Origin of the sequence: Moorena sp. SIO3I8, assembly GCF_010692325.1 — a bacterium.
In the GTDB taxonomy this organism is placed as follows: Bacteria; Cyanobacteriota; Cyanobacteriia; order Cyanobacteriales; family Coleofasciculaceae; genus Moorena.
In genome coordinates, this window is the sequence record NZ_JAAHHW010000072.1 from 1 (window position 1) to 12505 (window position 12505).

The window sequence follows — 12505 nt, forward strand, 5'->3', positions numbered from 1 at the left end:
CGTACGTTTGTATTTTGAATTCCAGTCGATACCGTCGTTTATCATGTTGTGTTCGTGAGGCCATCACTGGGTCAGGATCATGATTACTCGTAAAACGAACCCGACGAATCAGTCTCCAGCCATTTTCGCTCCGAGGCTTTGACCCACTCCAAACCAAATCCGAAAATAGCTGTTTCCTCGTGCGCCAGTGTGTGTCTACCCATCGACGAAAACCGGTTTCAACGATCCTCTTCCCCAAGCGGCTGTGACATATAACGATTGCAACTGCCAGGATGAACCATTCGCCCTTGATAAAGCAGGAACTGAGCGAATTTGGGATTTTTGCACATTCGCTCCCATTGGACTGGTCATCCAAGAAATTTTCCTCGATATCAAAGCGCAATCCATATTCAAGAAAGGATTTAAGAGTGGTCTTTTCATCACTAACAATGGCCCATTATCACCATTGACATTGTTACGACCGAAGACGAGATGGACCCCACCAAAAAGCTTACTCCTTGTGGAGTTTGACATTGTGAAAGCAGAGGGCTTCACCTCGTAGAACATGGAAATCTTTAAGCTGACACCATCCAATTCCTGCTCGCCTTATCCAACTGTCCTTTTTCAAACTTTTCCGATAGTGCCAGCCCCATTGGGTTGTCATGGCTTTCATTAAATCGGTGTGTATAACATCGATCTGCCAGTAAAATGACCGATTACCCCTTTGGGCAAGAGGTGTATGGCTTGTTGCAACATCTCGCGATAATCGTGTTTTGGATACAGAAGCACTGCGATGTTCCAGCACTCGCGCCTTCCACAGGCAAGGCACGTCCGGTGATGCACCACAACCAATCGCACCAGGCAATATTGATCCGGTGAACAGTGAGGTGTCCTTGCCTCAAATAAATAGTGTCATCTTGTCCTACCGCCAAAGCTGCTTGAATCAAAGGTTTGTACAATCGTTCGCGTAGCGTGGCCTATTGGCCATGGATGTTAATTCGAGCAAAATGGCAGCCAGCGTTGCATCCGGCGTTGCAAGCTAAAGGCATATTGGCCTCTACATGGGAACTCAGGAATCCAACGGGTCAAATTTACCTCCTCTGTTTTGATCACGGCCACCACCATCCACAAACAGGTTGTCAGGTGGCTCAGGTGAGCCCAGTCACGCTTGTTGATCTATCCAGCTCTTCAAGGCATTGTATAGACAGGAGTTTTTTTCACAGCATTCCAAGGGTGTAAGTGGTTTCTGTCCTTAGAATGCTGGCTCCCACTCACTTTAGTCAAGGGCGGCTATCTCTCTCCAGATAAGTATTTGAGCACTTTTGACTTCATTTTTTGTCAGTCAACCAGCATTAGCCTTAGGGGCGCACGCTGTGCGCCCCTAAGGGTGTTGTGTATTCCAGCAAGAACCACTATAACTAGCGTTCAAATTCTAGCTAAAATCGAATAATTTACCGAAGAATTTACCAAGATGCCTCTTTCTGCTCAAAGGGCTCACCGCTAAAGGGTTGAACACCAATAGCAGGATAAATGTCATCATTAGGTCCAAAAATCCTAGCTACTGCTTCAGAAAGATATTGAATACTACTTTCCAATAGTTTGTAAAAACCCATAAAATTGCTCTCCTGAATTAGTTGAGTTAGAGTTGAAAACAGCAGCAGTGGTTATAATTACCGCGAACCTTTAGCTTTTATGGTGGTTCACGATTACTGCCATGCTGTCCTCAAATTGCTGTTCTCAAATTATTGAGTCTTAACTGTGAGTACAGACTGAAAAAGATTTCTGTCTGGTGTACTTTATCTTATCGAGGATTATCGATTCAGTGCCAGGGTTAGTAATATTTGTTTGGTAATATTTGCAATACTTTTCTCAAGCTTGACTAATCACTAAGATTTGTTTGGTAATTTTGAGATGCTTGTTAACAAATCTGTACCTATTTAAAGTTCCTTTACCTTATGTTAAACATTACTACTTAAACACTACTACCATGAATGATAAACACCAGGAATTAATACCTACACCTGAGGAGTATAGCTTATTAACTGACCTGTATCAGCTGACCATGACAGCCTGTTATAGTGGTGAAGGCTTAGCCCAAAAACCAGCTTCCTTTGAACTATTTGCGCGACGTTTACCTAATGGCTTTGGTTACTTGATTGCTATGGGACTCGCCCAGGTACTCGACTACCTGGAACAGTTTCGCTTTAGTCCCCAGGCACTAGAAGCATTACAACAGACAGAAATTTTTCAGGGAGCACCGGAACAGTTTTGGTCACTCTTAGCAGAAGGAAGCTTCACCGGTGATGTCTGGGCAGTGCCTGAGGGAACCGCAATGTTTGCTAATGAACCGTTGTTGCGGGTGGATGCTCCTCTGTGGCAAGCACAGATAGTAGAAACTTACCTACTCAATACAATTAACTATCAAACCTTGATTGCCACTAAGGCAGCACGGCTCAGAGATGTGGCGGGGGCCGAGGCTACCTTACTAGAATTTGGCACTCGACGAGCCTTTAGTCCTCAGGCATCCTTGTGGGCAGCACGAGCAGCTATAGCAGGTGGGTTGGATGGCACATCTAATGTATTAGCAGCCCTGAAATTAGGATGTCAGCCTAAAGGAACCATGGCTCATGCTTTGGTCATGGCGATCACAGCAGTATCTGGAAGTGAGCAGGATGCCTTTACAGCCTTTTATCGCTATTTTCCCAATGCTCCCTTATTAATAGATACCTATGATACAGTAGCAGCCGCTGAGAGTCTGGCTCAACGAATCGCAGCTGGGGAAATCCAAGTGACTGGAGTACGTTTGGATTCTGGGGATTTAGTGACCTTGTCCCAAAAAGTGCGATCGCATTTACCCAATGTCTCAATTTTTGCCAGTGGGGATTTAGACGAGTATGAAATAGCCAGACTCAAACAGGCTGGTGCTTGTATCGACGGTTATGGACTCGGAACTCGCCTAGTCACTGGAAGCCCAGTCAATGGAGTCTACAAATTAGTAGAAATTGATGGCATTCCCACCATGAAACAGTCCAGTAGCAAAATCACCTATCCAGGACGCAAGCAAATCTATCGCCAATTTCACCAAGATACAGTTATCAAAGACCGGCTAGGATTAATGGCTGAATCCTGCCAAGATCATGAACAACCTCTGCTCGAACAAGTCATCAAACAAGGTCAACGACTCAAGCTGCCAGAATCCTTATACACCATACAAAAACGCACAGCTGCCTCTGTTGCTAGTCTTGCCACGTCAACCCGACAAGTTCATCAGCCAAGCCCACTACCTGTAGAAATTTCTGATGCCCTACAACAGCTCACCATAGCTATCTCCAAAAGGTAACCTGTCACACATTAATCAATAACTTAGATTGAATGCCAACTGCTCTATTTCCTACTCCCTACTCCCTACTCCCTGCTCCCTAAAAAACCAGAAATATGTACTTAATAAAATCGTAAACCGCTATAACAAATAACTACAAATACCGCCAGCACAGAAGAGACGTATAAACTACCAAAATCACTGGAAACGCCACTCTTCCAAACTCCATTAATTTGCTAATCTTGATTTTACCAGACTGAAACCCCTCACTATTCCCAATCACCACCATCAACAACTGTAAGCCATTGAGTATGTAAACGATATAAAAGGCATAGTCGAGAGCCACTACATAGCCAACCCCCTCCGGTAGTCCTTCTATCAAGCTTAGATGGTAAAATACAATCGCTAGTAGCAAGCCACTTACTGCTTCTACGGACATGTGATCGAAGGGGAGAAACATAAACAGGTATCCCACCACCACAAAAAATAGTAGAGGCAAAAGATTCTTGATACTAAAACTGACTAAATCCCGCTTGATTTTAATAACCACATTGAATCGAGAATATTCGATATCCGAATCTGTGTCTATAAATCGTCGATTGCCCAACGTGGAATTGTTAATCACCGTATCCTGGAAAAAGGCAGCACTCTCAACACTCCAATCGGTAATCTGATCAAACACTTTAGCTGTCTTCCAATTTTTGAGAACTTCTTCTGTAGTGGTATCTCTCATTCCCACGAAGTCCACTACATAAATTAGCTTGTCCCGAGTTAGGTTGAGATGTCGAAATCTCGCTGATAGGGTCTGAAGGTCAAACGGGTAATCGTGAAAATCAAACTTTTCATGAAAATCGGCTTTAACCCGGTATACTTTATATTTTATATCATTGTTTAAATCTGTATCTATCGGTTCTTTTAAGGTCAATTTTTCTCCTGAATCTAGCCGCTCAATGCCATAATTTGTGAACTCGATTTGGTCGGCTGTAATATCCCCTTGGTACCTAAACCAAATGAAAAAATCAACCAAATATGAGGAGGTTTTTTCATCTATGTGACTAATCTCATTGATATCCATCCCGGTGTAAACGATATGGGTTTTTACCATATAGTTATTACCAACCTTTACAATTTCACCACTGTCGAGCTGTTCCTCCAGATTAGCAACAGCCCGTAAGTCCGGGATTATTTGCAGCTGGCTAAATGCTGAAATAAAATTTCTTCTATCAAAAATACCCACAAAAACGGGTGCTACTGCATTACCATAATAGTCAAAATAAATATTTCTGGTTGCCCCCTTGAACGCCGTTTCCTGGCTATTAATAGTTGCTAAGCTTTCTTTAAGCATCAAACGGTCTTTCGGTAAATCGTCCCAGGTAATATCAGAGCGTTTAATTGCCTCAACAATGGCTTTTGCCGCATCATAATAGCAAGTCGCCACCCATCCCGGCGCTTGTTTGTACTGCTTTTCAAATTCGTTTCTGAACTGTTGACCGCTATCATCAGAAATGTCAAAAATAATCGGAGCAATGGCATAAATTCCATTGGTAAAGAAGCCTGGTTCATCCTTCTCCTCTGGGGAGTATTCAAACCGTTGCGCCAGGGATATTTCGGCTAAGGAGTCACCGCCAAAAATGGGGAAATCCATCTTAGAACTCTTCATTTTGGCAATTAATCGAGCCACTTGATTGCGATTCGCTGTCATCACAATCACTCCTGGGTCTTTCCCGCTATTTTTTAAAGCCAATAAATCTTGATAAATCGTTTCTATGGCTTGGTCTATATCATCCCCTAATACCCACTTACTGGCTACTTCTCCCCCTAACTGCCGAAACGTCTCTTCAACAGTCTTCCCTAAGGTCAAGCCATAAGTGCTGGGGCTGGAAACTAGGCTAATCTTTGAAGATCCCAGAATCTTTTTGATGTAATTGGCAATAAAAGTACCCTGAGCACTGTTAGAAAAAATGGTGCGAAAATACCAACTGTTCGATTGGGTGACCCCATCAGCAGTAGCTGAGCCGGTCACCGCAGGAATCTTATAGTCTTGATAAACTTTGCCAGCAGCCGTAGATACCCCACTACTGTAATGACCAATCACTGCGATCGCATTTGATTGAGCAATCTTCTTCGCAACCTGCTGTGCCACATCCGGATTGCCTTGGTCATCATAAACTTCAAGCTTAAATTTTTTCCCCTTAACACCGCCAGCCTTGTTAACTTGCTTAATGTAAAGTTGAGCACCGTCTACCATTGCTCTGCCTGAGCGTTGGGCTGATTCACTAGCATTGCTTAACGGAGCTGCGATCGCAATGGTTATCCTCTCTTGATATCCCTCGAAGGTATCAATTGCTACAACTGTAGCCCAGGCAAGCAGTACTATAGATACTAATACGATGGCTTTTTTTAGCATATATCACCTGATCAGTTGAATGGTCACAGATTACAGGTTACAGGTTTAACGTTACAGGTTTAACGTTACAGGTTACAGGTTGTTCGCGTAGCGTGGCCTTTTGGCCAAGGTTACAGGTTGAAAGTTACAGGTTGAAAGTTACAGGTTGAAGGTTGTTCGCGTAGCGTGGCCTTTTGGCCAAGGTTACAGGTTGTTCGCGTAGCGTGGCCTTTTGGCCAAGGTTACAGGTTACAGGTTTAACGTTATAAAGTTTATATTTTACGTTACAGGTTACATGTTACATGTTTAACGTTACAGGTTGCCAGTTATACATCCGGCTTTCAGTTCTTAAGCCTCTAATCTTCAACCATCAACCATCAAACCTTCAAACCATCAACCATCAAACCTTCTATCTTAAACCATCAACCATCAACCATCAAACCTTCAAACCATCAACCATCAAACCTTCAACCTTCAACCTTCAACCTTCAACCTTCAACCTTCAACCTTCAACCTTCAAACCATCAACCATCAAACCTTGGCCAAAAGGCCACGCGCTTCGCAGCAAAGCGGGACTTCGTCCATCGCGTTCAACCTTACCTGGCTTCGTGAGTGGGCAATCACGCCCTTGCTGCAATGGCGGCGATTAAACCTTTCTAAAAACCACGAATTAGAACTGTCAATAAAATTATTTAAAACAGGATAAAGGCTTGTGAAAAATGATCAATGATCAATGATTAATAGACTGAATTATAGCCAAGTCAACCTTTTTACAATCAACCTTGTCTAAAAAAAACATCCCTTAGGACTTTTAGAATAAACTAGGTGGCAATTTAATCAATATTTTTTTAATTTTATTCTCTCTATTGACTTTATTATATCTATTACTTATTTTTAATATAGCGGTTCTGATATTAATGAGGTAGACATAATTTTTTCCCTATTCCCTATTCCCTATTCCCTATTCCCTATTCCCTATTCCCTATTCCCTATTTTCTGTAATAGAGCCATAGCAATTGCTTTAGGTAAGATCCTCAGGGATATCACCGGCACTTCCGTGCTATAAATTCGGGTTCTTCAGTACCTGCTATGCGATCATTTCAAGTAAAAAAAATCATAAAGCTTACTCTACAAGGGAAATGTATTTAATTAACAATAATTTCTAAATACTGCCTCTTTCCACTGCTCCCTACTCCCTGCTCCCTGCTCCCTTTGCCAAAGTGTTAATTTAGCATAACAAGTACGGAAGAGCCTAAATTCGATAAACTAATAGGTGGTAACTATTCATCTATCAGCTCCTCAGCCGTCAGCTTTGGAAGGGTTAACTTCTGTTGCTCTCATCTGAATGTTCGCTTTTCCAGGTTTAGATACTTGTTTAATTCTTTAATTAAATAAAACAATACACCATTAAACCTTTTAAGCAAAGCTTATGAAGCATAAGTAACAACAGGGATTAATTATGAAATAAATGTGAAATAATGTGAAATTAAGCTCAACTGATGATCTGAGCTCAAGTTGTGCTCAAATGGCGCAGATCGACCTAGGGGTCTCCTGTCCATGGAACACTGTCAAGAAAAACCTTTTGAAACCTTCATCAACTTCTGGCTATGAGGCGGTGGATGAACCTTCCTGTAGTGGTATCAATTTAATTGTAGTTAAGAATATAATTTATATTTACTAAGTAAAGTATTGTATTATACTGAAAGGTTGAGCTAATTTGTTAAGTGAACAACATAATTATTATCTTGGCTGAAGTCAGCCTGGTCATCGTAGTTTTCTGTCTAGTCAACTGGCTGGTGGGTATACTATTCAAGCAACTGATCAGAGTTGCTTGGTTCCAAAAGGTGAACAGCAATGCTAGAAACCTCCGCCAGAACCTCCAGGCGCTGATCGTTATCTGTTGTATAGCGCTATGCCTTCTAATTGTTGGTGGCAACGGTTGGCTGATCTATCGCGGGAAAGACCTCAAGGAATACACACTTGGGTTAGTGAGCAATATTCCCAAAGGATTCTGGATAACCCTTGGCACTGGGTTAGGCAAATGCATCTGCCTTCTGATGCTAGTTGCGTTCGCCATGAAACCCTTGCAGCGTTTGCTCAACTATGGCTGCGTTCGGGCAAAGAAACTAGAACAAATCACTGCTAGTGATGAAAGCATTGAGGATTTGTTCAGTTACTTAACCAAAATCCTTACCAGTGGACTCTGGCTGCTTTCCCTAATCTGGTGTACCCAGTTTCTGAAAGTGCCAGAATCCACAACTAAGTATCTGTACGTTCTTCTTAACATCTATCTGATTATTGGAATCGGGTTGCTCATTCTGAGATCCATCGTGGTCATTATCGATAGCATAGACAACCTGACTGTTCAATACTCTAGCCCTGATAATATCCTGCGATTCTATAGCAATCTCAGGCATCGGATTCCTTTCTTTAAGGGGTGCCTAGAATATATAATCTATGTTACCATGGCCACCCTGGTGGTTGAGCAAGTAGAGATAATTGCTAACTTAGCCACCTATGGATCGAAAGCTGTCAAAATTATCGGTATCATCTTCCTGAGTCGTGGCTTGATCGTGATCGCCAATTTGTTCCTCGAAGAAGCACTGCTTAGGTCCCCGAAGCTGACTGATGTGCAGCGAAAGAAGCGGTTAACGATTATTCCCATACTAGAGAGTTTACTGAAGTACTTGATTTACTTCGGTTCGGGTATATTGATCCTCGATACCATAGAAATTGACGCCACCCCAATCCTAGCGGGTGCTGGCATTGTGGGGCTAGCGGTCGGTCTTGGGGCGCAGAATCTCATTAACGATATGGTTAGTGGATTCTTTATTCTCTTTGAAAACTACTACCTGGTAGGTGACTATATCCAAACAGGGGAAGCCGAGGGGATTGTGGAGGCGATTGAACTGAGAACTACCCGTATTCGACACTTCAATGGTCAAATGCATATTATTCGGAACGGGGATATTGGCTCAATTACCAACTACTCCAAGGACTATATCTATGCTGTAGTGGAAGTTGGCATAGAATATGATGCTGACCTGGATCATGTGTACAGGGTGATCGAAAAGGTGGGACACCAGTTAAAAGAGAAGTATTCCGAGGTAATTGAACCGACCAAGGTGGATGGAATCGAGGACTTTGGGGATTTTGATCTGTCCATAAGAACCGTTACCAAAGTTAAACCTGGAAAGCACCGCCTGATTAAGCTAGTGCTTCGTAAAATGATCAAGGATTTCTTTGACCAGGAGGGCATTGAATTAAACTTTCAGGATCCGGTGTTTATTTTGAAACAATAGGGCCTAGGCAATGGAGGTGAGATCGCAGCAGTTGATTGGCCTTGGCCTTGGCCTATTGGCCACGCGGGGCGCGTTTGGGCCACGCGGGGCGCGTTTGGCCACGCTAAGCGATTGGCCTTGGCCTTGGCCTATTGGCCACGCGGGGCGCGTTTGGGCCACGCGGGGCGCGTTTGGCCACGCTAAGCGAACGGGCGGTTGAAACTCCCACAGTTTGAGGGGCGTTGCACTTTTAGAGAGATGATTGGTGGTGGGATGGAACAGATGGAACAGCGGTAAGAGGGTTAAGTCAGCTTTAAGGCATCTATATCAGGCAGATATCGGTAGCCTCTACATCTAATTGATTTATAAATTGAATCTCTAAGGGGAGAGGATTGTAGAGTTTTTCCCGCTTATTCAAAAATAGACAAGTTAAATAGGCGACAGCTTAGTAGGGTGAGTTATCAACTCACCTTACTCAAGGGAGTTACTAGGTAAGTCCTGATCAGTTGGAGTTCTGGGTAAATCCTATTTGAGTTGCCCCATTTCTCAGGTTCTGTCCATTGTACCTACTGTCATGCCCCCTAGTTGATTGACAAAAGTCTTTCAACTAGGGGGCTATCACCATTTGTATCAGGACTTAAGCAAATAAGCTATATATAGCTTGTAGCAGTTCAAGCGTTCGCTGAAAGCGGGACGAAGTCCATCGCATTCTGTTTCCTTTGAGTGTACCCTAATCCGTGGCGCGTTTAAATTTTATAATTCTGAAGCTAAAACCCAACGCTAGGCTTAGATCACTTTTCACGCACTAGATGCTGAAGAGCAAACCTAATCTCAAACCCCTTTGAGCTTTTAACTAACTTTTAACTAACTATGGTCAATATTGCCCTGTTTGGTACCAGTGCAGATCCCCCAACTTGTGCTCATCAAGCCATTCTCCAGTGGCTATCCCATCACTATGACCAAGTGGTGGTTTGGGCATCAGATAATCCATTCAAGTCTCATCAGACCACCCTAGAACAACGTTCCCAAATGCTCACGTTACTGATTGAGGAGATTGACCCGTATCAAAATCCGATCCGTGTCAGCCCCGACTTGAGTAGCCCGAGAACCTTGGAAACCATAGCACTAGTTAAACAGCGCTGGGGATTACAGGCAAACTTGACTCTGGTGATTGGTACTGATTTAATCCGTCAGATGCCCCGTTGGTATCAAATTGAACAATTGTTAAAACAAGTACAGTTGCTGGTGATACCTCGTTCAGGATATGGAGTAGATCAGGCTAGTTTAGAAAAGTTGAAGCATCTAGGAGCACAATTAGCGATCGCTAATATTACGGTACCATCAGTTTCCTCTACAGCGTATCGTGAGAATGGTGATACAACAGCACTGACTCCTCTGGTTAAGGACTATATCCATCAAGAGCAGTTGTACCAATGACCCAAAGCAGCAATATAAAGGTCAAACTACCAGCTCTAGCCAACCTCCAGGTCAGGGCCCGTCATGTGATTTTTTCCGTCAATACCCAACAAAGCCGCCTTTTGGTACTCCAAGAGGAAGCCTTCCTCGGTAAATCGAGTTTACCAGGAACCTTGGTGTGGGACGGAGAATCATTAGACCATGCTGCCGATTGGCCTTGGCCTTGGCCTATTGGCCACGCTACGCGAATGGGCCACGCGGGGCGCGTTTGGCCACGCTACGCGATTGGCCTTGGCCTTTGGGCCACGCGGGGCGCGTTTGGCCACGCTACGCGAACGGATTTGGGCAGAGAAAATTCGAGTTAACAACGTGAACCTAGAGCAACTGTACACTTTCGGAGAACTAGGTCGTTATCAACCAAAATTGGTTAGAGTCGAGGTTACCTATAACCACCACTACGCCATGGGTTACCTATCCGTCAGTTACTTTGCCCTAGAGCGACTAGAAGAAGCTAAATTCAACACAGATGATGTCAGTGGTATTGCCTGGTATTCCATCGAGCATGTGCCGCAGCTCGCCTTTGACCATAATCAAATTTTGGACTATGGTTATCGGCATTTGCGCAACAAATTGGCAGACAATTCTGTCGCCTTTGACCTGTTCCGAGATGTATTTACCATCAAAAATATCTATACTATTTATCGACTGTACACCACATTTTTTTTTGAAAACGTCTCTGATTATTACAATTTTAGCCCTCGTCTTTTAAAGCTATGCTTCCTGGCTGATACTAGTTGAAAAGTGTCTCAGGGAGCAGGTCATCCATGAAGTTTGTACCGCTTTGATGCGGAGGCATATGCTCGTTTAAAGGATAAACCGTTGGTATTTATTTAGCAATGAAAAAACATCTGTAATTGTGGTTCATAAAATCCTATTCATTGAGGATGACGATTTTAATCGAGAAGTTATCACTGAATACCTTCAGTTGCAAGGGTATGACGTTTGCGCTTTACCCCATGGGTTAACCATTAAACGAGACCTCGCCGACTTTCAACCTGACTTGATTCTGCTGGATCTCAAATTACCAGAAGTTGATGGCTTTACCTTGATCGAAAAACTCAAGAAATCCCAATGGGCAACAATCCCTATAGTTATCCTTTCTGCCTACTCCTTCCCAGCAGACAAAAAGCGAGCTCTCAGACTAGGAGCTCGTCGTTATCTAGTCAAACCAGCGCTTCTCAGAGAAATAGAACAAGCCATAGAGGAAGAAATAACCAATTGATATCCAGTCAGCTTTTTTTGTCATTTGTCTTGAGAGCCACAAAGTTGAGCCCCCTGCCAAACACTCTTGTGGTATACAATACCGATGGTACCGGAGATGATATGAGTTTGAAGTCTTAGGCAGGACTTACGCAAAACTAGGCCAGAAGTTCCCTTAAGTAGTAAGTAGGGTTGGTTAATAACGCACCCTACAGATAAGGTTGTTGCGTAAGTCCTGTTAAGGAAATCATTGACATTGATTGTCTCATCAGTCATGGAATTAGTTTTTTTGATTCTGCTGTAGGAGAAATTCCTGAAGGATTTCGCTCAGGTTCTCTATAGACCGTCCCATTTTAGCAATTTTTGCTTCTGTCTGAGACAGTCCGAGAACTGCATTTTGAAGTTGGTTGGCTAGACTTTGAATCTCTTCTCGATAACGGGTTTCGAGTTCTTCTACGTTCATGATTTATTTTTGATTACTTAATCTACACTATCAAGTATTAGGTTTGCGTTAGGGTTTACGTTCGAGTTTACGTTTATGTTTAATTTCGTTAAAATCCTAGGATTATTTTTAAATTGAATATCAATAAATATAACGATTAAATTTTCATAAATGAGATGCCTATATAATTACCGGTATTAGGAATTATTAAAATTTATGTTTGTCCAGAAATTGTTCAAAGATATCAGCAGCAAGCTTTGGAGTTTATTTTCCAAGGTAATCAAAGAATAAAACCAGCCAAGCAATTTCCAATAAAAATGCTAATCATGAGCCAGTTACTTTTTATATAAATTTTTTATATACGATATAAACTGTATATTTTCGCCTTTAATTACTAACCAAACCCAGATTACTAAAGATTG

At 42.7% G+C, this 12505-nt stretch carries 12 protein-coding genes and 2 pseudogenes; 8 read left to right on the top strand and 6 right to left on the bottom strand.

The features are described 5' to 3' along the window. The 3 genes and pseudogenes from F6K51_RS23440 to F6K51_RS23450 all read right to left on the bottom strand — a co-directional run. A pseudogene (locus tag F6K51_RS23440) lies at window positions 1–238 on the bottom strand (hypothetical protein); the annotation flags it as partial. Between the two features lie 252 nt (window positions 239–490). Next, complete coding sequence (locus F6K51_RS23445) at window positions 491–844, bottom strand: hypothetical protein (protein ID WP_293024730.1); 354 nt, start codon at window positions 842–844, stop codon at window positions 491–493. Between the two features lie 598 nt (window positions 845–1442). After that, entirely contained in the window at window positions 1443–1592 is a 150-nt protein-coding gene (locus F6K51_RS23450; RefSeq protein ID WP_293024732.1) for a hypothetical protein, read from the bottom strand. A gap of 374 nt (window positions 1593–1966) precedes the next feature. On the opposite strand from F6K51_RS23450, the gene F6K51_RS23455 reads away from it, so the two are divergent. After that, window positions 1967–3319 (top strand): nicotinate phosphoribosyltransferase, encoded by a 1353-nt coding sequence (locus F6K51_RS23455; protein WP_293024734.1) that lies wholly within the window; start codon window positions 1967–1969, stop codon window positions 3317–3319. Between the two features lie 133 nt (window positions 3320–3452). Here F6K51_RS23455 and F6K51_RS23460 read toward each other — a convergent pair whose 3' ends face one another. Next, a complete protein-coding gene (locus F6K51_RS23460) occupies window positions 3453–5705 on the bottom strand; it encodes an ABC transporter substrate-binding protein (RefSeq protein WP_293024736.1) in 2253 nt (750 codons plus the stop codon). Window positions 5706–5986: 281 nt separating this feature from the next. Here F6K51_RS23460 and F6K51_RS23465 point away from each other — a divergent pair, with 281 nt between their 5' ends. From F6K51_RS23465 to F6K51_RS23495, 7 genes and pseudogenes are all read left to right on the top strand, one after another. Next, the gene (locus tag F6K51_RS23465; protein WP_293024738.1) at window positions 5987–6334 is read left to right on the top strand and encodes a hypothetical protein; all 348 of its coding nucleotides are present in this window, start codon (window positions 5987–5989) and stop codon (window positions 6332–6334) included. Window positions 6335–7408: 1074 nt separating this feature from the next. Then, complete coding sequence (locus tag F6K51_RS23470; RefSeq protein ID WP_293024740.1) at window positions 7409–8986, top strand: mechanosensitive ion channel family protein; 1578 nt, start codon at window positions 7409–7411, stop codon at window positions 8984–8986. A gap of 16 nt (window positions 8987–9002) precedes the next feature. Next, window positions 9003–9185 (top strand): hypothetical protein, encoded by a 183-nt coding sequence (locus F6K51_RS23475; RefSeq protein ID WP_293024742.1) that lies wholly within the window; start codon window positions 9003–9005, stop codon window positions 9183–9185. A 650-nt stretch (window positions 9186–9835) separates the two neighbouring features. Then, window positions 9836–10402, top strand: coding sequence for a nicotinate-nucleotide adenylyltransferase (locus F6K51_RS23480; protein ID WP_293024743.1), 567 nt, complete (start codon window positions 9836–9838; stop codon window positions 10400–10402). Next, window positions 10399–10746, top strand: a complete 348-nt coding sequence (locus tag F6K51_RS23485; protein ID WP_293024745.1) for a hypothetical protein — start codon at window positions 10399–10401, stop codon at window positions 10744–10746. Before F6K51_RS23480 ends, F6K51_RS23485 begins: the two co-directional genes overlap by 4 nt. A 4-nt stretch (window positions 10747–10750) precedes the next feature. Beyond that, window positions 10751–11275: pseudogene (locus tag F6K51_RS23490) on the top strand (NUDIX hydrolase). A gap of 22 nt (window positions 11276–11297) precedes the next feature. Continuing rightward, the gene (locus F6K51_RS23495; RefSeq protein WP_293024747.1) at window positions 11298–11663 is read left to right on the top strand and encodes a response regulator; all 366 of its coding nucleotides are present in this window, start codon (window positions 11298–11300) and stop codon (window positions 11661–11663) included. A 20-nt stretch (window positions 11664–11683) separates the two neighbouring features. Here the strand turns inward: F6K51_RS23495 and F6K51_RS23500 are convergent, their stop codons facing one another. Together F6K51_RS23500 and F6K51_RS23505 are read right to left on the bottom strand one after the other, a co-directional pair. Beyond that, the gene (locus F6K51_RS23500) at window positions 11684–11917 is read right to left on the bottom strand and encodes a hypothetical protein (protein WP_293024749.1); all 234 of its coding nucleotides are present in this window, start codon (window positions 11915–11917) and stop codon (window positions 11684–11686) included. Window positions 11918–11921: 4 nt separating this feature from the next. Beyond that, complete coding sequence (locus tag F6K51_RS23505; protein ID WP_293024751.1) at window positions 11922–12104, bottom strand: hypothetical protein; 183 nt, start codon at window positions 12102–12104, stop codon at window positions 11922–11924. Window positions 12105–12505 lie beyond the last annotated feature (401 nt).

Coding starts and splice junctions, on each gene's coding strand:
- F6K51_RS23500 (WP_293024749.1), bottom strand. CDS start 11,917: ATGACTGATGAGACAATCAATGTCAATGATTTCCTTAACAGGACTTAC.
- F6K51_RS23485 (WP_293024745.1), top strand. CDS start 10,399: ATGACCCAAAGCAGCAATATAAAGGTCAAACTACCAGCTCTAGCCAAC.
- F6K51_RS23480 (WP_293024743.1), top strand. CDS start 9,836: ATGGTCAATATTGCCCTGTTTGGTACCAGTGCAGATCCCCCAACTTGT.
- F6K51_RS23465 (WP_293024738.1), top strand. CDS start 5,987: ATGTTTAACGTTACAGGTTGCCAGTTATACATCCGGCTTTCAGTTCTT.
- F6K51_RS23505 (WP_293024751.1), bottom strand. CDS start 12,104: ATGAACGTAGAAGAACTCGAAACCCGTTATCGAGAAGAGATTCAAAGT.
- F6K51_RS23455 (WP_293024734.1), top strand. CDS start 1,967: ATGAATGATAAACACCAGGAATTAATACCTACACCTGAGGAGTATAGC.
- F6K51_RS23450 (WP_293024732.1), bottom strand. CDS start 1,592: ATGGGTTTTTACAAACTATTGGAAAGTAGTATTCAATATCTTTCTGAA.
- F6K51_RS23460 (WP_293024736.1), bottom strand. CDS start 5,705: ATGCTAAAAAAAGCCATCGTATTAGTATCTATAGTACTGCTTGCCTGG.